Origin of the sequence: Marinobacter sp. DUT-3 (genome assembly GCF_050379435.1) — a bacterium.
Lineage (GTDB): Bacteria > Pseudomonadota > Gammaproteobacteria > Pseudomonadales > Oleiphilaceae > Marinobacter.
On record NZ_JBNRMG010000011.1, the window covers coordinates 100,511 to 121,121 of the forward strand.

19 protein-coding genes are annotated in these 20,611 nt (G+C 58.4%); 11 read left to right on the top strand and 8 right to left on the bottom strand.

All coding sequences use genetic code 11. The annotated features are described in order from the left end of the window. Nucleotides 1-22: 22 nt before the first annotated feature. Entirely contained in the window at nt 23-676 is a 654-nt protein-coding gene (locus ACQUWM_RS15725; protein WP_407001865.1) for a peroxiredoxin, read from the top strand. A gap of 53 nt (nt 677-729) precedes the next feature. On the opposite strand, the gene ACQUWM_RS15730 is transcribed toward ACQUWM_RS15725, so the two are convergent. From ACQUWM_RS15730 to ACQUWM_RS15745, 4 genes are all read right to left on the bottom strand, one after another. Then, complete coding sequence (locus tag ACQUWM_RS15730; protein WP_428922786.1) at nt 730-1,995, bottom strand: YncE family protein; 1,266 nt, start codon at nt 1,993-1,995, stop codon at nt 730-732. Between the two features lie 169 nt (nt 1,996-2,164). Beyond that, nucleotides 2,165-2,947, bottom strand: a complete 783-nt coding sequence (locus ACQUWM_RS15735; RefSeq protein WP_407001863.1) for a MetQ/NlpA family ABC transporter substrate-binding protein — start codon at nt 2,945-2,947, stop codon at nt 2,165-2,167. A 22-nt stretch (nt 2,948-2,969) separates the two neighbouring features. Further along, nucleotides 2,970-3,635 (bottom strand): methionine ABC transporter permease, encoded by a 666-nt coding sequence (locus ACQUWM_RS15740; protein WP_406986635.1) that lies wholly within the window; start codon nt 3,633-3,635, stop codon nt 2,970-2,972. After that, nucleotides 3,635-4,642 carry a methionine ABC transporter ATP-binding protein gene (locus tag ACQUWM_RS15745; RefSeq protein ID WP_407001862.1) on the bottom strand — a complete coding sequence of 336 codons (1,008 nt, stop codon included), beginning with the start codon at nt 4,640-4,642 and terminating at the stop codon, nt 3,635-3,637. The genes ACQUWM_RS15740 and ACQUWM_RS15745 overlap by 1 nt, the downstream gene beginning before the upstream one ends. 199 nt (nt 4,643-4,841) lie before the next feature. Here ACQUWM_RS15745 and ACQUWM_RS15750 point away from each other — a divergent pair, with 199 nt between their 5' ends. Next, nucleotides 4,842-6,263 carry an HDOD domain-containing protein gene (locus ACQUWM_RS15750; RefSeq protein WP_407001860.1) on the top strand — a complete coding sequence of 474 codons (1,422 nt, stop codon included), beginning with the start codon at nt 4,842-4,844 and terminating at the stop codon, nt 6,261-6,263. Between the two features lie 9 nt (nt 6,264-6,272). On the opposite strand, the gene ACQUWM_RS15755 is transcribed toward ACQUWM_RS15750, so the two are convergent. Both ACQUWM_RS15755 and ACQUWM_RS15760 read right to left on the bottom strand, forming a co-directional pair. After that, on the bottom strand, nt 6,273-6,971 hold the full coding sequence (locus ACQUWM_RS15755) for an anti-sigma factor (RefSeq protein WP_428922787.1): 699 nt from the start codon (nt 6,969-6,971) through the stop codon (nt 6,273-6,275). Beyond that, nucleotides 6,968-7,525: a sigma-70 family RNA polymerase sigma factor gene (locus ACQUWM_RS15760; protein ID WP_407001858.1), complete on the bottom strand. Its 558-nt coding sequence runs from the start codon at nt 7,523-7,525 to the stop codon at nt 6,968-6,970. The genes ACQUWM_RS15755 and ACQUWM_RS15760 overlap by 4 nt, the downstream gene beginning before the upstream one ends. A gap of 191 nt (nt 7,526-7,716) precedes the next feature. On the opposite strand from ACQUWM_RS15760, the gene ACQUWM_RS15765 reads away from it, so the two are divergent. From ACQUWM_RS15765 to ACQUWM_RS15795, 7 genes are all read left to right on the top strand, one after another. Next, on the top strand, nt 7,717-9,180 hold the full coding sequence (locus ACQUWM_RS15765) for a DUF4331 domain-containing protein (protein WP_407001857.1): 1,464 nt from the start codon (nt 7,717-7,719) through the stop codon (nt 9,178-9,180). A 12-nt stretch (nt 9,181-9,192) separates the two neighbouring features. Beyond that, nucleotides 9,193-9,414 (top strand): hypothetical protein, encoded by a 222-nt coding sequence (locus tag ACQUWM_RS15770; RefSeq protein WP_407001856.1) that lies wholly within the window; start codon nt 9,193-9,195, stop codon nt 9,412-9,414. Beyond that, entirely contained in the window at nt 9,398-10,618 is a 1,221-nt protein-coding gene (locus ACQUWM_RS15775; protein WP_428922788.1) for a tetratricopeptide repeat protein, read from the top strand. The genes ACQUWM_RS15770 and ACQUWM_RS15775 overlap by 17 nt, the downstream gene beginning before the upstream one ends. Further along, complete coding sequence (locus tag ACQUWM_RS15780; RefSeq protein ID WP_428922789.1) at nt 10,615-11,754, top strand: HupE/UreJ family protein; 1,140 nt, start codon at nt 10,615-10,617, stop codon at nt 11,752-11,754. The genes ACQUWM_RS15775 and ACQUWM_RS15780 overlap by 4 nt, the downstream gene beginning before the upstream one ends. Nucleotides 11,755-11,829: 75 nt before the next feature. Further along, the gene (locus ACQUWM_RS15785; protein ID WP_428922790.1) at nt 11,830-13,284 is read left to right on the top strand and encodes a PAS domain S-box protein; all 1,455 of its coding nucleotides are present in this window, start codon (nt 11,830-11,832) and stop codon (nt 13,282-13,284) included. 1 nt (nt 13,285) lies between these two features. Next, nucleotides 13,286-13,672 carry a response regulator gene (locus tag ACQUWM_RS15790; RefSeq protein WP_407001851.1) on the top strand — a complete coding sequence of 129 codons (387 nt, stop codon included), beginning with the start codon at nt 13,286-13,288 and terminating at the stop codon, nt 13,670-13,672. 27 nt (nt 13,673-13,699) lie between these two features. Further along, nucleotides 13,700-16,369, top strand: coding sequence for an EAL domain-containing protein (locus ACQUWM_RS15795; protein ID WP_428922791.1), 2,670 nt, complete (start codon nt 13,700-13,702; stop codon nt 16,367-16,369). A 37-nt stretch (nt 16,370-16,406) separates the two neighbouring features. Here ACQUWM_RS15795 and ACQUWM_RS15800 read toward each other — a convergent pair whose 3' ends face one another. Together ACQUWM_RS15800 and ACQUWM_RS15805 are read right to left on the bottom strand one after the other, a co-directional pair. After that, a complete protein-coding gene (locus ACQUWM_RS15800) occupies nt 16,407-17,024 on the bottom strand; it encodes a hypothetical protein (protein ID WP_407001849.1) in 618 nt (205 codons plus the stop codon). Nucleotides 17,025-17,179: 155 nt separating this feature from the next. Further along, nucleotides 17,180-18,670, bottom strand: coding sequence for an amidase (locus tag ACQUWM_RS15805; RefSeq protein ID WP_407001848.1), 1,491 nt, complete (start codon nt 18,668-18,670; stop codon nt 17,180-17,182). Nucleotides 18,671-18,722: 52 nt separating this feature from the next. Between ACQUWM_RS15805 and ACQUWM_RS15810 the strand changes: the two genes are divergently transcribed. After that, entirely contained in the window at nt 18,723-19,829 is a 1,107-nt protein-coding gene (locus ACQUWM_RS15810) for a hypothetical protein (RefSeq protein ID WP_428922792.1), read from the top strand. 16 nt (nt 19,830-19,845) lie between these two features. Beyond that, nucleotides 19,846-20,607 (top strand): sulfite exporter TauE/SafE family protein, encoded by a 762-nt coding sequence (locus ACQUWM_RS15815; protein ID WP_428922793.1) that lies wholly within the window; start codon nt 19,846-19,848, stop codon nt 20,605-20,607. Nucleotides 20,608-20,611: the final 4 nt, after the last annotated feature.

Genomic DNA, 20,611 nt, shown 5'->3' on the forward strand with positions numbered 1-20,611 from the left:
CTTCACCGAAGGAGGTTACGCCATGAGTTTACGTCTGGGAGATACCGCACCGGATTTCGAACAGGACTCCAGCGAAGGCAAGATCCGTTTTTACGACTGGCTTGGAGACAGCTGGGGGGTTCTGTTTTCACATCCCGCGGACTTCACGCCGGTTTGCACCACCGAACTGGGACTGACCGCCAAGCTTAAGGACGAGTTCGCCAAGCGCAACGTCAAGGCCATTGCCCTGAGTGTGGATCCGGTCGATTCACACCATGAGTGGATCAAGGACATCAACGAAACCCAGGGCTGCGCCGTGAACTTCCCGATCATCGCAGACCATGACCGGAAGGTGTCCGGCTTGTATGACATGATCCACCCCAATGCCAATGAGACCCTGACCGTGCGTTCGCTGTTCGTCATCGACCCCGCCAAGAAGGTCAGGCTGGTGATCACTTACCCGGCGAGCACCGGTCGTAACTTCAACGAGGTGTTGCGGGTCATTGACTCGCTGCAGCTAACCGACAACCACAAGGTGGCGACCCCGGGCAACTGGGAAAGCGGGGGCGATGTTGTCATCGTGCCATCATTGCAGGACGAAGACGAAATCAAGGAACGCTTCCCGCAGGGTTACAAGGCGGTGAAGTCCTACCTGCGGATGACGCCGGACCCCACGTCCAATTGGAGCGGTGAATAACCCCCAGGCTACTCTGCAATGCCAGGGCCGGGCACACGCCCGGCCTTTTTTTGTTACCAGTCCCTCGGCACCCCGCCTTCGCGGATACGCTGAGGGTGATCGCCAACGTCCACCCGGACAATTTCACTGGCGGTTTCAATATCAATGACCGACATCTGGTCCGTACCGCTCCAGGATATGTAGCACCGGTCTCCGGTTTCGTTGGTGGTTACCCAGTAGGGCTTCTCCCCCAGCCCGGTGAGGATTTCATGGCTGAAGGTCTCGCGATCCACGATGGCGATGTAATCACTCATGGTTCCGGCCACGCACAGGGTGTCACCGTCCCCATTCATGGCGATGCCATGGTGGGCGGAATCGTTGATATAGAACTCCCTGGGTGTATCAGGAATCAGGTTCGGCAGTTCCGCCAGGCGGGTAATACGATCCTCCTCCATGTCGTACTCGATAAAGCCATGCAGGAATGACAACTGGAAATAGAAGAAACGCTCGTCCGGGGTATGGGCCATGGGCCGGATCGCCGGGCTCAGGTCACTGTAGCCGGCCGCTTCCAGCTTGTCTTTCAGGTCAAACCGCTTGATGATCTCCAGGCTTTCCGCATCCACGACCTGAAACAATCGCTCACCCTTGGTAAATTCCATCAGGTCCTGGTCCAGAGGCGTGAACACATAGCCGATACTGGCGTGGTAGATGCGCTTGCCGTCCTCGGAATAGACATTCTCATGGGGTGAATTACCGGTCGGAAAACGGCCCACTTCCTCGCCGGTCTCCACATCCAGCACATGCACCACATTGCCGGTGGACGCGGACACCGCGACCTGGGTCCCGTCCGGCGACAGCGCCATATGATCAGAGCGGTAACCGTCCACCTCGAAACGCCAGGCGATCTCGCCACTGACAATATCAATGCCTACCACATCGGCAAAGCTGGGGCGGGATACCACCAGAAGGCGACCATCGGGGGTGCTGTACATATCATCCACGTACTGGTCGTTGCCTTCACCGATAAACAGCCGAACCGCCTGGAAAAACACCAGACGCACCGGATTGAGGACGATTTCCGTCATTCGTTGGCGCTTGTCAGGAATGCCGTTGATGCGACCGACCTTGTTGTAGCTCTGTGCATCAATAACGTCGATGGTGCCTTCCCAATTATTACCCACGAAGATCACCGGGCGGGTTTTACCGGGGTTGGTGTCCCTGGCGTCCTGGCCAATCCCGAACCAGCCGGCCTGGGCGGGCAACGCCATGGCAATAAGAGAAATGAACAAAAGAGGTACAAGTCGCCGGGACCATCCCCGGCCGGGTGTTGTCAGTGTCATCGTCATATTCCTTGCGATTGTTGTTATTACGTCCGCGAACACTTGTACACCGAATAAACAACACGGCTCTATGACATGGTTGACACCGACAGCGTCATTTCGGCCAACCCGAAAACAAAAAAGGCCGGATTCCAACGGAACCCGGCCTTTTCAGAAACCCGAGGAAAAATCAGAAGGCGGGAACGACCGCACCTTCATACTTCTCCATGATGAAATCCTTCACCGCGTCAGACTTCAGGGCATTCGCCAGTTTCTGCATGGCGTCGCTGTCCTTGTTGTCCGGACGGGCAACCAGAATGTTGACGTAGGGCGATTCGGAGCCTTCAATCACCAGTGCATCTTCGGACGGGTTCAGACCGGCTTCCAGCGCATAGTTGGTGTTGATCAGTGCTACGTCCACCTGCCCCAGAATGCGCGGCAGTGTGGCAGCTTCCAGTTCCTTGAAGTCCAGATCTTTCGGGTTCTCGGCAATGTCGCGCGGCGTTGCGGTGATCTTGCTCTTATCTTCCAGCTTGATCAGCCCGGCTTTCTGCAGCAACAGCAGAGCGCGGCCACCGTTGGTGGGATCGTTCGGGATGGCCACCACGGCACCTTCCTGCAGGTCTTCCAGTGAGTCGATCTTGCTGGAATAGGCGCCGAACGGCTCCACGTGTACACCGGTCACGGTGACCAGGTCGGTACCACGGCCATCGTTGAATTCGTCCAGATACGGCTGGTGCTGGAAGAAGTTGGCGTCCATCCGCTTTTGATCCACCTGAATGTTCGGCTGGATGTAATCGGTGAACACTTTTACGTCCAGCTCGACACCCTGCTCAGCCAGCTGCGGCTTCACAAATTCCAGAATTTCCGCGTGAGGCACCGGGGTAGCCGCCACAGAGAGCTTTTCTGCGGAGACAGCAGAAGAGAAGGTTGCAACGGCGGCCAGGGCCACCAGGGCTTTCTTGAAGTTCATAAACACGTTCTCCCGTTTGATGTTATTTACGGCTGAAATACAGAACCAGGCGATCCCCGGCCATCTGCAGCAGTTGCACAAAAATGACCAACAGTGCGACGGTAATCACCATCACATCGGTCTGGAATCGTTGATACCCGAAGCGGATCGCCAGGTCACCCAGACCGCCGCCGCCAATGACACCGGACATGGCCGCATAGGAGACCAGTGTAATCGCCGTGACCGTAATGCCAGCGATGATGCCCGGAAGCGCTTCCGGCAGCAAGGCGCCGAGAATAATCTGCCTCACGTTGGCGCCCATCGCCTGGGTTGCTTCAATGATGCCTCGGTCTACTTCCCGCAAAGACGTCTCCACCAACCGGGCGAAGAAGGGCGCACCGCCGGCCACCAGGGGTGGGATCGCACCTGCGACACCAAGGGACGTTCCGATCAGCATTACCGTAAACGGAATCATCACAATCAGCAGGATGATGAAGGGCACCGAGCGCAGCACGTTCACCACGAACGACAACACCGCGTAAGCCACCGGCTGCTCCAACAACTGACGCTTGCCAAACAGGAACAACAGCACGCCAATCGGCAGGCCGATCAACACACTGAACAGCAGGGACATACCCACCATCACCAGGGTGTCCCAACTGGCGATGCCGATTTCCGCCCAATCCACGTTACTCAGTAAAGCTTCCATCAGCGTACCACCTCCACGTGAACTTCTGCCGCTTCCAGCGCTTGCATCGCCACGTCCAGGTCACCGCCGACCAGGGACAGGGTCAACTGGCCGTAGGGCGTGTCCTTGATGTGATCAATACGACCGGACAGGATGCTGAAATCCACACCGGATTCCCGCGCTACGCTGCCCAGCAACGGCTTGTAGGTGGATTCGCCGCGGAACGTCAGGCGCAGGATGCGGCCATTGGCTTTTTGCAGATCTTCCTGCATTTCGTCGTGATCAATATTTTCACTCTCGAACACGAAGTCCCGGGTGGTGGGATGTTGCGGATGGAGAAACACATCGCTGACCGCACCCATTTCGACCACTTCACCGGCGTCCATGACCGCCACCCGATCGCAGACACGGCGTACCACATCCATTTCGTGGGTGATCAGTACAATAGTGAGGCCCAGCTCGCGGTTAATATCCGCCAGCAGACGCAGCACCGATTGCGTGGTCTGGGGATCCAGAGCGCTGGTGGCTTCATCACACAGCAGAATGGTGGGGCGACAGGCCAGGGCGCGGGCAATACCGACCCGCTGTTTCTGTCCACCGGACAGCTGCGAGGGGTACTTGTTGGCGTGATCCGCCAGGCTGACCCGGGCCAGCAATTCCTCCACCCGCTCGCGAATCTCGGTGCGGGAGTATATGCCCGCCAGCTTCATCGGGAACGCAATGTTGTCCGCCACTGTTTTAGACGACAGCAGGTTGAAATGCTGGAAGATCATGCCGACCTTGCGACGGAAAGCCCGCAGCTCGGCGGCGTCGTAGTCGGTGATGTTTTCATCATCAACAAGAATGCGACCGCCGGTGGGCGGCTCCAGCAGGTTAATCAGGCGAACCAGGGTGGATTTCCCCGCGCCGGAGTGACCGACGATGCCAAACACCTCGCCGGTTTCAATGGTCATACTGGTGGGATGCAACGCAGGGATCGCCCGCCCGCCTACCTGGTATGACTTCTGGACCTGGTCAAATACAATCACGGATCAGCCTTGTCAGCGCCTTGTGGGTGCAATGTTAAAACCGGCCATTATAGCCTAATCCCCGGCCAAACCCGAATTCACGACGCTTGGTACATCCCCGTACACGTTCTGTTACCGACACTCTCCATCGCCCTGCGCTAAACTCAGGTATTAAAAGAACCTTTCAATCCCGAGGCGCGCACCAGAGTGAATAAATAACGTGACAACAAAAACCGTTAATCCGCCCTCAAGGATGAACTCCACCCAGGCATGGGTGACCTATCTCAGCAAGGTTGAACTGCCGGTACTGGCCAATACCCTGAAACGCATCAACGAGCTGACCGACAGCACAAACAGTACGGTCAATGAGCTGGCCAACGTGATACTCAACGACGCCCAGCTCACCTCCCAGGTATTGCGGTTGTCCAACACCGTGTTCTACAACCAGACCCGGACCCAGGTCAGTACGGTCAGCCGTGCGATTACCCTGATTGGCTTCGATTCCGTGAAATCCATGGCCATATCTTCCTTGATTGTGGATGCGCTACTGCAACGCAATGACCGGCCACACTTGCTTCGATGTCTTGCCAGGGCTATCCATTCCGCCGTTCAGGCCCGCTGCCTGATGCCCAAACGCAATGAAAACGCCCTGGAGGAAGTCTTCATCGGGGCCTTGCTGATGAACATTGGCGAACTGGCGTTCTGGTCCTGCGAGACCGAACAGGCCACCGAACTGGAGCAGCGGCTGCGCCTGGACGAGCCACCGGTAGAGGCGCAGAAATCGGTACTGCACAGCACTTTCACGGAAATCACCCGGGGCCTGGTGGACGCCTGGGCACTGGGGCCGTTCATCAAGGATGTGGTCTCTCCCGGCCAGGCCAACTCCAAGGCCGCCAGCCTGGTGCGCAACTCGGTGGAAATGGCCCGGCTGTCGGAAAACGGCTGGCGCGGCGCCGAGATGGACAAGGTGCTGGAGCGATTGGGTAAAGATACCGGCGAGACACCGGCCGCGATCCGCGATCAGCTCAAGGTCAACGCCCAGGAAGCCGCCAGGGTGGCCGTTTCCCTCGGTATTCCCCAGGTCACCGCCCTGATGCCGGGCAACGAGGACAGCGCCGACCGCCAGTCCGCCCGGGCGCCGGATATGGATCCGGCGCTGCAATTGCAGATCCTTCGGGATCTGACCCTGAGCCTGACCGAGAAACCGGATATCAACGAGGTGTGCCAGCTGGTGATCGAGGGCATCCACCGGGCGATTGGCATGCAACGGGTGGCCCTGCTGATGACCGACAAAACCGGCCACCAGTTAATCCCCCGTAAAGTAGGCGGACGAGGCTCGGAAAACTGGCGCGAAGACTTTGTCATTGCCAAGGATGGCACTGGCCCCCTTGGCAACCTGCTTCCCCACGCCGCCTGTGAAGTATTCAGCCCCGGCCCAGCGGACGAAGGCGTACCCTATGATCGCTGGCTGGGTAAAGTGCCGGCGTTGATCGGCCCGCTGACCGCCAAGGGGCGGCTGGTCGGTCTGTTCTATGCCGACAACGCCGCCGGTGATTACGTGCCCTCAGATGAACAATTGACCGCCTTCGGCCACTTTGTCCAGAACGCCCAATTGTGCATCACGCTGCTCGCGTCCAACTGAGAGGCCCGGTTACAGCTCGTAAAGCTTGGTGACGTGCAGGATCGGGCCGGTGGGCGCGCCGGTGGGCGAGCCACCCCGCGGCTCCAGACTGATGGCCAGAGTACGGCTCTGGCTCAGGGTTTCACGGGCTTCGTCCGTGAGTTCCACCTGATACATATCACCGACCGGTATCACGCCCAGGGACAGCGGGTTGCCGTTATCCGGCACGATCCATAATTCATAGTCTTTCCCGGCCTCGGCCGAGGTAGCCGCCACAGACCTCAATCGCAGACGACTGTCACGACTGGATTCACTGACCAGCCACAGCGGATCACTGACGTCTGCCTGAACAATGGCGCCAGAAAGCCGGGAATCCGGCTCGAGCGTTGGCTGCTGAACCAGCGTGACCGCCAGCACCAGTGCCGCCGCCGTCGCGAACAGACTCCAGACTGGCCAAATCCGGTTTGCAGCCTGTTTGGGCGAAGTCGAGTGCCTTTCTTCCTGCGGCCACAGCCGCTTCTGTATTGCCAGCCATACAGATTTCGGGGGCTCCCGATCCGGCACCTGGTCACCCAGTTGGCCAAGTTTCTCCTCCCAGTACCAGACTTCCTGCCTGACCCGGCCCGACTCCATCATCCAGCGCTCAAAGCGGCTTCTTGCTTTGCCCTTCAGCGAGCCCAGAACATACTCTGCCGCGAGACTCTCAATTCTTTCCGGTGTCTTTCTCATCGTTCCAGGCACCTCTTTAACGCCATCAGTCCACGACGAATCCAGCTTTTGACGGTGCCAATGGGCGAACTCAGCGCCTGGGCAAGCTCGTCATGGGTGAATCCCCGGTAGTAAGACAAAAGGATACTGTCTCGCTGAACATCACTGAGTTCATCAAGACAGCCAGTCAACTGCTCAGCTCCGGCACGTCGCAATGAATGGTCCAGGGGGCCGCTGCGGGGATCCTCCACATGCTGAAGGTGTTCATCTCCGGCGGTTCTGCGCACAGCCCTGGCCCTCATCAGATCCAGCGTTCGATAACGGGCAATGGTCAACATCCAGCTCAATGGCGTCCCCCGATCACTGTGATATTCCCCGGCGTGATGCCAGATCTGCACAAACGCATCCTGCAAGGCTTCTTCGGCCAGCTCCTGCTGACCCGCCAGTTTGAAGCACAGACCGAACATCCGTGCCGCGATCTTCTGATACAGCTTCTGAAACGCCTGCCGATCGCTACGGGCTACAGCCACAAGCAGCGTCATCAGCTCTTCTTGTTCTACCTCTGGATTTGTCATTGTGTTCTCCGCACCTTGTCCTTCCACTGACCTATTGCCTACTACGTTCTTCGGCCCGCTCAGGATGCACCGTCGCCCAATTACACCCACTGATTTTACACCCAGTCATTTTTTTGCTTGCGACCTGCATCTTTTTTCAAAGCCATGCCGTTTCTCCCCATGCAACACCAACAATAGATGAGGAAAACGGAATGAACACAGTAATTAAACGCTCCGGCCTCGCCCTCGCGATTGCCGGGATCTGTCTGACTGCAGGTACAGCCTCTGCCTCCAGCCACCGCGAGGCGCCGTTCATCACCGAAGTTCCCAAGGTGGATGGCACCGACTTCTACATGTTCCGAAGCTACGAAAGCGGTCGGGAAAGCTTCGTCACCCTGATTGCCAACTATCTCCCGCTTCAGGACGCGTACGGCGGCCCGAACTACTTCGACCTGGACGAGGACGCCATCTACGAGATTCATATCGATAACTCTGGCAACGCCCAGGAAGACATTACCTTCCGCTTCCAGATGCAGGACGTCCTCAACGACATCCAGCTGGACGTCGGTGGCGAAATGGTCTCAGTACCGCTGAAAAACATTGGTGATGCCACCAATAATGACAATGTCCAGTTCCGACAGGAGTACACCGTCACCGTCATCCGCGGGGACCGTCGCTCTGGCACACGTCAGGCGGCCACCAACGCGACCACCGGTACCGAAACTTTCGCCAAACCACTGGACAACATAGGCGGAAAATCCTTCGGTGACTACGAAGCCTATGCCAACCAGCATATCTTTGATATCGCCATTCCAGGATGCGGTACCGAGGGCCGGGTATTCGTGGGTCAGCGCAAGGAAGCCTTTGCAGTGAACCTGGGTGAGATTTTCGACCTGGTGAACACTGACCCGCTCGGCCCACGTGATGGCGAAGGTGCCGGGGATCTGGCGGACAAGAACACCACGTCCTTCGCTCTGGAAGTACCCACCGCCTGCCTGACCGGCACTGCCCAGACAGCCTCGGGCGACCCTGTCATTGGCGGCTGGACCACCGCCAGCGTGCGTCAGGCTCGCGTGCTGAACCCGGCGCCGGCTGCCAACGGCAAGGGCGCAACCGTGGAAGGCGGCGCCTACACCCAGGTTTCACGACTGGGCATGCCGCTGGTCAACGAAGTCGTTATCGGCCTGAAAGACAAGGATGCCTTTAACGCCAGCGAGCCCAAGGACGATGGCCAGTTCCTGACTTATGTGACCAATCCTACGCTGCCCGAATTACTGGAAATTCTGTTCGCAGCCGAAGGAGCTGAAGCGCCCAACAACTTCCCAAGAAACGACCTTGTCACCGCCTTCCTGACCGGTGTGCCTGACCTGAACGGCCCGGATGGCGTCACCGCTTCGGAAATGTTGCGGCTTAACCCGAACATCGCCACCACGGCGGCAGGGGCACAGAACGATCTGGGTGTACTTGGGGCTGACAACGCAGGCTTCCCCAATGGACGCCGTCCTGTGGATGACACTGTCGACATTGCGCTCAGGGTTGTTATGGGGGCACTGACCGAAGACGCTCCCAACAAGGATGCGCCGTTCACCGACGGTGTACAGCTGGACCCAGCGGAGTTGAAAACCTCCTTCCCATACCTCGCGACACCGATCGCCGGTTCACCTAACGGTCTGTAAGGGAGGAAAGCCATGACACTCCGAATAGGCATTACCCTGGTTGCCGCACTGGTGCTGGCGGGCTGTTCTGACGGCTCCAGCAATCGCGGCGCGGGCCTGTCGGTTGATTTCACCACCTTTGTGAAGAATGAAATCAAGCGCACGGACGACGAACGCAATGCGGTTAACATCAACAAACTGGAGTTCAGCTTCAATGACAAGGACAACGAACAGGCCTATGACGACCTGTTTTGAATCCTGCGGGCTCCGCCGTCAGTCTGACTCCGATCCTGGGTTGACGGCCCTCCACCCTGCGCTGCGGCGCAGGGCTTTTTCCATCGTCGCGCTGGTTACAGCACTGGCCATGGAAACAGCACTGGCTGCCCCCGCAGCGATTGAGACAGAGTTTGACGATCAGGAAATACTGATCACACTGCCCTCTGAGGCCCTGACACCCGATACTCCACCAGATTCTGCCCCGGCACTTGCCGACCAGGTTCAGGCCTTTCTGCTGCAGGCACGCTCCCAGGGCGACCCACGTTACCTGGGCTATGCCCAGGCACTATTTGAGCGCTGGCCCGAAAGCCGGATGACTGACCGGCTGAAGATTCTCCGTGCCACGCTCAACCAGAGCCTTCACCGTTTCGAGTCCGCCCGCGAGGAACTGACCGACATTCTCAACGAGTCGAACAGTAACCGCCAGCAGGTCACCCAGGCCCGGCTGACCCTCGCCAACCTGGAACTGGTGCAGGGCCACTATGAATCGGCACATTCCCACTGCCAACAACTGGCAAACGATTTCCCCGGCCTGATTGCTGCGAGCTGCCTGGCTCAGGTAGAGGCACGAACCGGGCATGCGGAAACGGCTTACCAATCCCTGCATGCGCAGACCCGCCAATCGCCCGCCAGTGACGCCACTAGCCAGATCTGGGCCCTGGGCACCCTGGCCGACATTGCCGCGCAACTGGGCAGGCCGGAGGCAGAACAACACTGGCGGCAGGTACTCGCGCTGGCCCCGGACGATCTTTACACACGGACACAGCTGGCTGACTGGCTGCTGGAACGGGGCGAAAACAAAGCTGTGATAAAACTGACCGATGCGTATGAACAGGTCGACTCCCTCGCCGTCATCCGCGCCATCGCCATGAAGCGCCACAAACATACAGACGCCGGCCGACTCTCCGCCATGCTGGAGGAGCGCTTTACCGAGGCTCGCTGGCGCGGCACTCTGCTGCACCAACGGGATCTCGCACGTTACGCCCTGGAGATTGAAGGCGATGCCGAAACGGCCCTGACCCACGCTCTGGCCAACTGGCAGGACCAGCGTGAGCCCCTGGACACCCGCCTGCTGCTCCGCGCAGCGGAATCCGCCGGTAACGACCCGGTTGCGGCGGACGTCCGGGCCTGGCTGGACAAACATGACCAGCGCGATGCCCGCTATCCGGAGGTGCGCTCATGATCCCTGCAGTTCTTCGATTCATTTCCGTTTTTTCCGCGCTACTGATCCTCGCGCTGCCGGCATCGGCCCACAAGGCCAGTGACAGCTTCATCTATGTGGACCAGACCCAGTCGCAGGTTCGCATCGACCTGGCCCTGAGGGATCTCGCACTGATCCTGCCCCTCGACAACAATGGTGATGGCAAACTCAGCGGCGCCGAAGTCCGTTCAGGGAGGGACGCCATCACCCGCCTGGTCGATCAGGGCCTGACGCTCAGCAACACCAGCGGTACCTGCCAGTTGAGCGGCAGGCAATGGGGGCTGTCACGCCACAGCGACGGCCCATACGCTGCCGGGCGTTACCAGATTGCGTGTCCGGATAACCAGGCACCGGAGTTCCTCAAATACGCTCTGCTGTTTGAACAGGACCCGTTGCATCGCGCACTGGTCAGCGTGACTGACCGCCAGGGCGAACACTTGGGCGTGTTGGCGCCCGATGACCAGACAATGTCTCTGGGCACCGGCGCCAGTGCGCTCGGAAACAGCCTGAAACTGTTTGGCACCTTCCTATACGAGGGCATCATCCACTTGCTGATTGGTCTCGACCATATCCTGTTTCTGCTGGTGCTGATGCTACCGGCCACCCTGCCGCTGAAAACCCGCCGGTCTCGCGGGCACTCTGGCCAGGGCCACGATCTGAAACCCCGCCTGCTTGAGCTGGTAGGCATTGTCACCGCCTTTACCGTGGCCCACTCGATTACCCTGGCGTTGGCGGCTCTGGAGATCGTGACACTGCCCATTGCCTGGGTGGAAACGGTAATTGCCTTGTCCATTGCCGTTGCTGCGCTGAACGTATTCTGGCCGATCCTCGGCCGCAAGACCTGGAAACTGGCGTTCGGATTCGGGCTGATTCACGGTTTCGGTTTCGCCAGTGTGCTGGGGGATCTGACGTCCGGAGTGTCGCAGACCGTTGTCGCTCTGGCTGGCTTCAACCTGGGTGTGGAACTGGGTCAGCTGGGATTGCTGGTGATTCTGTTTCCGGCGCTTTACCTGTGTGGCCGGTTCCGGGTCTACGAGCGCGCCGCCGTACCCGCCATGCTGCTGACAGTCGGCGCCGTGAGCCTGTACTGGGTGGCTGAACGGGCAGTGGCAATCTGAATTATTGTCCCACTGGCATCTTGCCAATTTTCGACCATACTTTCCCGATCGGACAAGGCATTTGATCGATCATGCATGGAGCGCAGACCAGTGGGGAGCGAGCACGATAGTATTCAACAACCACCCCCCGACGGAGTGGTACTGCTGTCCCCTGAGGGGATGGTATGTGACTGGAACCCGGCAGCTGAGAAGCTTCTGGGGTATTCGCGGGCAGATGCCATGGGACAGTCTCTCTGTGACCTGATCCAGCTGACGGACCAGAATGCCACTCCTGTCATACTTGGTCGCTTGCACGAAAACACCAGTGTAACCAACGATGGCTTCTGCCGGCACAGGAACGGCTATTCCTTTCCCGTTGAGGTGATTCGCAGCCCGATTGAAATACAGGGTGACCAGCTGGTGGTTACCATCGTCCGCGATATCTCCGAACGAAGGAGAGCGGAACAGAAATTCCGGGGTCTCCTGGAATCCGCTCCGGATGCGATTGTTATCGTCAAACAGGATGGTCACATTGTGCTGGTGAATTCCCAGGCCGAATCCCTGTTTGGCTACCACAGGGAGGAGATGGTTGGGGAAAACGTCGAAATTCTCATGCCCCAGCGCTATCGCTCCCAGCACATAGGACACCGGGACGGTTTCTTTGCAGATCCCCGGGTAAGACCCATGGGGGTCGGACTGGAGTTGTTCGGGCTGCGCAAAGGGGGCATAGAGTTTCCCATCGAAATCAGCCTGAGCCCGCTGGAAACCGAGGAAGGCATCCTGGTATCCAGTGCAATCAGGGACATCACCGAACGCAAACACTTCGAGCGGGCCCTGCAGGAAAAGAACGAGGAACTCGCCATGGCAAACCAGGCCAAGGACCAGTTCCTGGCCAGCATGAGCCACGAATTGCGCACACCATTGAATGCCATTATCGGTTTTACCGGCACCCTGCTGATGGGGTTGCCGGGCCCTCTCAATCAGGATCAGAAAAAGCAGCTGGAAACAGTCCAGTCCAGCGCGGGACACCTGCTGTCCCTGATCAATGACCTTCTGGATGTTGCGAAAATTGATGCCGGTAAACTGGAACTCAACCCGGAACAGATCAACCTCAATCAGTTGCTAGAGGAAATTCACGGCACCTTCTGCCTTCAGGCCAAAGAACAGGCGCTCCAACTGACCCTTGAGCTTCCCGGTCAGCCTATCAATATAGAAACCGACAGGCGGGCTCTGAGCCAGATTCTCATGAATCTGACCAGCAACGCTCTGAAGTTCACTCCAAATGGCGAGGTCTGCCTCACTCTGGCTCCGTCTGCTGACAAGTCTGTGTGTGTGTCAGTCCGGGATACCGGGCCAGGCATTGAGCCGTCGGTGCAGCACAACCTGTTCCAGCCGTTTTCCCGGGGAGGGCTCTCCGCCCGCCGTACAGAAGGTACCGGCCTGGGTTTGTATCTCAGCCAGAAACTGGCGGGACAACTGGGTGGATCCATACACCTGGCCAGCACACCCGGCCAGGGCTCCGAATTCACTTTGCAACTTCCGGGTGGCTAACATGAGCGCGGTGATTCTGGTTGTTGAAGACGACCTTGCCAGCCTTGAGCTTGCCACTTACCTGCTAAAACACGCCGGTCATGAAGTCCACCGGGCGGAGGACGGTAAGCAGGGACTTCAGGTAGCCCGCAACCTTCAACCAAGCGCTGACCTGATACTGAGCGATATCCAGATGCCGATAATGGACGGCTACCAGCTATTGGCAGAGTTGCGCAAAGATGCCTCCTATTCAGACATACCGATTGTCGCTATCACTGCATTTTCCATGCGAGGTGACGAGCAGAAAATCCTTGCATCCGGATTCAATGGTTACATATCCAAACCCATAGATCCTGAACAGTTTGTCAGTCACGTTGAACATTGGTTGCCTGCGAATTTGCAGTCGTAATCAACGGAAACAGGGAGACCAGGCACAGTGGCAAGGATACTCATCGTTGATGATCATCAACCAAACCGTGAGCTGGTGGCTTCACTGGCGGGCTACCTGGGGCATGACGTGCTCGAAGCGGAAGACGGCGCGGAAGCGCTATCGCTCGTCCGCAAAGAACATCCGGAGCTGGTGATCTGCGACCTGCTGATGCCGGTTATGGACGGATACGAATTTGTGCGGCATGTGCGCAACGACCCGGAAATCGCGCACACGGAAATCATGTTTTACACAGCCAACTACCGGGAGGATGAAGCCCGCAACCTGGCCCGGCAACTGGGTATCCGGCGCATTCTATACAAACCCTGCATACCGGAAGACATACTGGAAACCATCGAGGAATCACTGCAAGAAGGCACCAAAAAATCCAATACCTGCATTCCGGTCGATGATCAGGGCTTTGACACCGAGCATACCCGGGTTCTGACAGACGTGCTTTCCCGCAAAAGTGACGAATTGGAAAAAGCCAACCGCCGGCTTTCCGCTCTGACAGAAATCAATCTGCAGCTTTCTGGTATGCAGGATGCCGGGCGCATGCTGGAAACCATCTGTCGTGATGCCCGCGTCCTGCTCGGCGCCAGTTATGGCATCCTCTGCCTTAATGAGAGCCACATCGGTGAACAACAGATCCGCCTGTTTCTCAGCGGATTCAACCAGGGCAGCGAGCAGGCACTGCCTTGCCCGGACCTTTTCCAGGGCGTTCCCGGCGAAGTTTTCCGACAGAAAATGCCACGCAGGCTGAATGCGGAAAATCATTCAGAGCTGAACATTGGCTTACCTCAGGGTTACCCGCTCGTTCGCTCCTGCGTTATTTCGCCAATCATGTCTGCAAGCCGAGTGTACGGTTGGGTGTGTCTGATTAACAAACTGGACGGTATGAACTTCAGCGAAGAAGACGAATGGCTCTGCAGCACACACGCCGCTATGGCGGGGCGGGTCTATGAAAACCGGAGCCTTTATCTGCAACTGGAGAGCCGGGCACGGCAACTGCAACTTTACGACCGGGCGATTGAGGAAAGCAGCAATGGCATCGTGATCTGCAAAGCCGACAAGGAGCAGGACAACCCGGTGATCTATGCCAACCGGGCTTTCACCGATATGACAGGATACTCCCATAATGAGGTGATGGGGCTGAGCCCGCGTTTCCTGCTGGCAGCCGACCGGAATCAACCGGAGCTGGACCGGCTGCGGCACTGTATGCGCTCCGGCGGATCGGGCAGAGTTATCCTGAGAAACTATCGCAAGGATGGCAGCATGTTCTGGAACGAGGTGGCGGTGGCGGCAGTTCATGATGAACAAGGAAAAATTGCTCACTTCATAAGCGTATTCAACGATGTAACCGACAGAAAGCGGTATGAAGCGGCGCTCGAGCATCAGGCAAACCACGATTCGCTGACAGGGCTGCCCAACCGGAATCTTTTACAGGACCGGTTAAGCCACGCCATTCACCAGGCCCACCGGGAGGGGGATAAACTTGCCGTGCTAATGCTGGACCTGGACCAGTTCAAGCGCGTGAACGATGGCCTAGGTCATAACGTCGGGGATATTCTGATTCAGAAAGTCGCCGCCCGCATGAGGGACTGTGTCCGGGAGAGCGACACTGTTGCCAGGCTGGGTGGAGATGAATTCATGATCCTCACCGCCGGAGTGAAGGACGAACGGTCCGTAGCCAGTCTGGCGCAAAAAATACTGAAACAGTTCGAGCGAAAAATTGACATAAACGGCCATGAGATCATTGCTTCCGCCAGTGTCGGCATAGCAATTTATCCCAGGGACGGCGAGAACGGCGATGAACTGTTCCGTAACGCCGATACCGCCATGTACCGTGCCAAGGAACTCGGTCGCAACGGTTTCCAGTTCTACTCATCGGAGATGAACAACCGTGTGCGGGAACGGCTCAATATCGAGCAATCACTCCGTGAGGCCCTCCCCCGCGGCGAACTGAGCTTATGGTACCAACCCAAGCTGGACCTCGCCTCCGGGCAGGTCCGGAGTGCCGAGGCGCTGATCCGCTGGCAGCACCCCCACAACGGGATGATCTCCCCAGGGGACTTCATCCCAGTCGCGGAAGAAACGGGCCTGATACTGCCGATCGGGGCCTGGGTCATCGAGGAAGCCACGCGGCAGATAGGCCAGTGGCGAGGTCAGGAACAACGGGAGGTGCGTATTGCCATCAATATTTCTGCCCACCAGTTCAGTCACGGCAAGCTTGCCGAACAGATAACCCAGACCCTCGACAGCCTTTCTCTGAGACCTGAATTGCTAACCATTGAAGTCACGGAAACCGCCATTATGACCCAAATGGAGGTCACAGTACGTCAGTTACAGGCACTCCGGGACAAGGGCGTTCTCGTGGCTCTGGATGACTTTGGTACCGGCTACTCAAGCCTGACCTACCTGAAGCACTTTCCGATCGACATACTGAAGATCGACCGCAGCTTTGTCGTGGACATCACCAAGGATGCCCAAAGCGGTGCCATTGTGGAAACAATCATCAATCTCGCCCACAACCTCAACATGCGGGTCGTTGCGGAGGGCGTGGAAACTCAGGAGCAACTGGCGTTCCTGCAGGCCCATGGATGCGATGATATACAGGGTTACCTGTTCAGCAGGCCCCTGCCAGCGAAGGAATTCTTAACATTCCTCCGCCAGCATTGAACTCGGGCCGGAAGCCCCTCAGGGCCCCGGCATTGTCTCAGTGCAGGGCGCGCATCTGCCTCGGGTAGAGGGCCGCGCTCACTTCCGGCTCTTCCAGCAGGTCGGCCAGCTCGCGGTCCACCTCAGTCTCTTCACCCTCATCCGGCAACGGTTCGAACAGAGTGCTCAACCAGGCTGTCACGGACGGCGCTTCATCCCGCTTGTAGTCCGTAGACAGGGCCTTGATACGGCGAAACCCGATGATGCGCTGATGTTTGGGATCACGGATTTGCTCAAACCCCCGCCAGTAGACGTGGTCCCGGGTGTGTAGCTGCACGAACAGCGTATCGATGGGGTCTGACGGCTCGGCCTCCTCACCGTTATCTTCCGTCATTGCCTCGGCCGCGTCCGCAGTCTCGTTCTCAGGCTTTTTGTGGCGAATGGTGGTCCAGGCGGGATAGAGCACCGCCACGGCATCCGCTTCCACATGCTCGCGGGCAGCGCGGAGGATTAACCCCCAGCGGGCCTTGTCGGCATCGGTTTCAAGGGAATTGATGGGCAAGTCGTAGCTTTGTTCGCTGGACAGAACGATGGCCATCATCGGGGCGTCTAACTCCCCCATGGCCTCGGCCTGTGCTACAGATACCAGTTCGTCGATTGCCATCGGTTGGTTCATAATACGCTCGCCTCCTCGATGCCATCAGGGTCTGTCAGGAAGACTGAGGCCTTCCTGACATACAGCATAGCCTGTTCCGGCTATAAAGATAAACGTGGAGTTGGCTATGTCGGATCACAAAGCGGAATTTCAACCCTGCCCGGCAACGCCGGGGTTCAGTTGACCCCTTCTTCCAGGCGCTCGTATTGGGAGAACCAGGGATTGGCTTCCTCCAGCTGCGCAGCCAGTTGCAGCAGCAAACCTTCACTGCCATGGGCTCCTCCGAACTGCACGCCGACCGGCAGGCCCGCCGACGTCCAGTGCAGGGGCACGGACATTGCCGGGGTTCCTGTCAGATTAGCCAGTTGGGTGAACGGCGTGCGTGCGAGGCTTTCCAGGGCCATCTGATCAACCTGGCCACTCTTGTGCACCAGTTTGCCAGCCTTCAACGCCAGCATCAGTTTCGCCGCCAGTTGCAGATGAGACGGTGTATCCAGTTCTCCGATTTTTGCCGGTAGCTGGCCGGTGGTCGGGCACAGGTACAGATCAAACCGGCCAAAATACGCTCCCAGCGCGCGGGAAAAATCGTTCCATTGCTGGCGGCGGCTGACGTATTCCGGCAACGGCAACGTACGCCCCAGCATGCCGATCAAACGAGTATCCAGCTCAAAATCATCATCGCTGGCACCGAATTCAGTTTTAGCCTTGTTCATCAGCACCGACACTTCGCCGAAATAAAGACCCAGGTAACAACGCGCCAGCGCCATGCCATCGAACTCGGGACGAGCATACTCCACCTGGTGGCCGAGGTTTTCCAGCAAACGCGCGGTTTCCTCAACCGCGGCCACACATTCAGGCGCCACCTCGGTCTGGTAGGGTGACGACGTGAACACCCCAATGCGGAGTTTTTCCGGCGTCCGGTGCATCAGATCCGCATAGGGTTCGGGAGGCGGTGGAATCACGAACGGATCACCAGCCGCCGGTCCAGCCAGGACATCCAGCATCGCCGCACTGTCCCGGACCGTACGGGTGACCACGTGGTCTGTGGACGCGCCGGTCCAGGCTTCTCCCACGAAAGGCCCCGAAGAAATACGACCACGGGAAGGTTTGAGCCCGAACAACCCGTTGTAGGCCGCCGGGATGCGAATGGAACCGCCGCCGTCATTAGCGCCGGCCATGGGCACAATGCCGGCCGCAGCCGCCGCTCCGGAACCGCCACTGGAGCCACCTGGCGTCAGCCGGGTATCCCAGGGATTACGGGAAGGCCCCCAGAGCCTGGATTCGGTCACCCCTTTCAGGCCAAACTCCGGGGTGGCGGTACGTCCCAGGAACACCAGCCCCCCTTCCCGGGCGCGGCGAACGAACTCCGAATCCCTGGGAGCAATGTTATTCTTCAACCCGCGGCTGCCATAGGTACACGGCTGACCCTCCTGTTCCTGAGCCAGATCCTTCAGCAACAGGGGAACGCCCGCGAAAGTGCCTGTCCCGTCATGGGACTGATCCAGGGCGTCGGAAAACTGGGGATGGCAGATGGCATTCAGACTGCCATTGACCTGTGTCGCACGCTCTATTGCGGCCTCGCAGACTTCCCGGGGAGACACTTCCCCGTGCCGGATCAGGTCGGCAAGGGCAACGGCATCGTATCGGAGGTATTCGGATTGCTTCATTGTCACGTCCATTTGTTATTCTGATAGCTTGGGAATCACGGGTATAACGTTTATGAAGACAAGACTCAATAGTCTGTATCGGGTTGTCCCGGTTATCCCGCTGCTGTTTCTGGCGATCATGGCCAAAGGCGCAGAACCGGTTGACGACTGGACGGACGTTGTTCGCAGCTCGCCCTACTGGGTCAGTCAGGGAGTCTACGAAAACATCATCACCATCCGGCGCTGGGTATTGAAGGAGTCCGGCTACTGCTCCGAGAGCGAACGTCATATCCTTTACGATATGCGTGGCCAGTTCCTTGGCTACATCAACGACGGTGACAGCCGTAAGGAGACCCAGAAGCAACTCAACGCTACCCGTGCACGGCTGGCTTCCAGTGGTCGCGCCGATGCCTGGGCTAAAGGCAGCAAAGGCACTACGGGCTATCCTTTTGCACTGGCCTGCGACCAGCCGCACGTTGACCTGGATGAAGCCAGGGCCCGTTATCTCGGCACCATACCCGCCAATCTGGTCTGGGGCGCTTGGGATGACCTGAGCTTTGCCTCGGCCGAATCCCCTCAGTCCCTCCACAACGCGCTGCTGTACGTGTACAACGAGCGTCTGCAACAGCAGCGACTTAATCTGCCACCGGAGCTGATTCGCTACCTTGGGGGCCAGGTGCTCATCGAAAGTGGCGGCCGGCAACGGGCCCACTCCACCGCCAACGCCCGGGGCATCCTGCAGCTGTCGCCGGCAGCCCTTGAGGATTGCCGAATCAAACCAACCCACTACTGGCACCGACTGGCCCAGATTGATTGCGCCCTGCGTCTGATGGACCAGAACGCCAAGAACCTGAAGCCCGCCTTTGACGAACGTTTTGGCCACCTGCCCCCGGCCAAGCAGAACCGGCTCTTCACGCTGCTGCTGGTGCAGGCCTACCATGGTGGCGCCGCGCGGGTGAAGACTTTGCTCGAGGACGAGGACCTGTCGAAACCTGCCGCCTACTTTGCCAGTCACCATGAGACCTACACGGCGGGAGACATCGCCTTTGGCATGATTTTCCACAATCTGGGAAGAGATCGGTTTGGTCTGGCCTCGCTTTACTATGTCGCTGATGTGCAACTGGCCACCGAGGCTCTGTGCAACAGCCCGAAACTCAAGGACACCGACTTTTGCGACTGACTGCCAGGCACAACACGTGGAACTGACCCTGATTCCGGAGACCCTGCCACCTTACATCGCGGTGTTTCTGTTATTGGCCTCAGCCATCACATCCATGATCACTGCCAGTCTGGGGGCCGGCGGAGGCGTGTTGTTACTGGTACTGATGGCCATGTGGGTGCCTCCGGCGGCGATCATCCCGGTCCATGGCATGATCCAGCTCGGCTCCAACGGCGGGCGGGCGGTTCTCGCCCGTCGCCACACCGACTGGAAAACCATCGCCGCGTTCGCACCCGGCGTATTTGTCGGGGCGGGTCTCGGCGCCTGGCTTCTGGTGGACCTGCCCGCCCACCTCTGGCAACTGACCATCGCACTGTTCGTGCTGTATCTGTGCTGGGGCCCGGATCTACCCAAGGGCGCCTTTGGGCCTTTCGGTGTGTTCCTGGCCTCCGCGGTGACCAGCTTTGTCAGCCTGTTCGTGGGGGCCACCGGGCCTCTGGTCGCGGCATTCATCAAGCAAATGCATACCGACCGGTTCACCACCGTTGCCACCTTTGCCACGGCGATGTGTCTACAACATGCCCCCAAGGCCCTGGTGTTTGGCATCGCCGGTTTCATTTTCAGGGAATGGCTGATGTTTATTCTGGGCATGATCGCTTTCGGCTTCGCCGGCACCTGGATAGGTCTGCACATGCTCAGAACCATGAGCAACCGGCTGTTCAGCCTGGCTTTCAATATTCTACTGACGGTACTGGCCCTCAGGCTGCTGTGGCAGGCTGCCAGTGCCATGATGGTTTAGATCC

What these genes read in the sequence shown, in the direction of transcription:
- ACQUWM_RS15725 (WP_407001865.1), top strand. Translation starts at nt 23, where the DNA reads ATGAGTTTACGTCTGGGAGATACCGCACCGGATTTCGAACAGGACTCC.
- ACQUWM_RS15730 (WP_428922786.1), bottom strand. Translation starts at nt 1,995, where the DNA reads ATGACACTGACAACACCCGGCCGGGGATGGTCCCGGCGACTTGTACCT.
- ACQUWM_RS15735 (WP_407001863.1), bottom strand. Translation starts at nt 2,947, where the DNA reads ATGAACTTCAAGAAAGCCCTGGTGGCCCTGGCCGCCGTTGCAACCTTC.
- ACQUWM_RS15740 (WP_406986635.1), bottom strand. Translation starts at nt 3,635, where the DNA reads ATGGAAGCTTTACTGAGTAACGTGGATTGGGCGGAAATCGGCATCGCC.
- ACQUWM_RS15755 (WP_428922787.1), bottom strand. Translation starts at nt 6,971, where the DNA reads ATGAGAAAGACACCGGAAAGAATTGAGAGTCTCGCGGCAGAGTATGTT.
- ACQUWM_RS15760 (WP_407001858.1), bottom strand. Translation starts at nt 7,525, where the DNA reads ATGACAAATCCAGAGGTAGAACAAGAAGAGCTGATGACGCTGCTTGTG.
- ACQUWM_RS15765 (WP_407001857.1), top strand. Translation starts at nt 7,717, where the DNA reads ATGAACACAGTAATTAAACGCTCCGGCCTCGCCCTCGCGATTGCCGGG.
- ACQUWM_RS15770 (WP_407001856.1), top strand. Translation starts at nt 9,193, where the DNA reads ATGACACTCCGAATAGGCATTACCCTGGTTGCCGCACTGGTGCTGGCG.
- ACQUWM_RS15775 (WP_428922788.1), top strand. Translation starts at nt 9,398, where the DNA reads ATGACGACCTGTTTTGAATCCTGCGGGCTCCGCCGTCAGTCTGACTCC.
- ACQUWM_RS15780 (WP_428922789.1), top strand. Translation starts at nt 10,615, where the DNA reads ATGATCCCTGCAGTTCTTCGATTCATTTCCGTTTTTTCCGCGCTACTG.
- ACQUWM_RS15785 (WP_428922790.1), top strand. Translation starts at nt 11,830, where the DNA reads ATGGAGCGCAGACCAGTGGGGAGCGAGCACGATAGTATTCAACAACCA.
- ACQUWM_RS15790 (WP_407001851.1), top strand. Translation starts at nt 13,286, where the DNA reads ATGAGCGCGGTGATTCTGGTTGTTGAAGACGACCTTGCCAGCCTTGAG.
- ACQUWM_RS15800 (WP_407001849.1), bottom strand. Translation starts at nt 17,024, where the DNA reads ATGAACCAACCGATGGCAATCGACGAACTGGTATCTGTAGCACAGGCC.
- ACQUWM_RS15805 (WP_407001848.1), bottom strand. Translation starts at nt 18,670, where the DNA reads ATGAAGCAATCCGAATACCTCCGATACGATGCCGTTGCCCTTGCCGAC.
- ACQUWM_RS15810 (WP_428922792.1), top strand. Translation starts at nt 18,723, where the DNA reads ATGAAGACAAGACTCAATAGTCTGTATCGGGTTGTCCCGGTTATCCCG.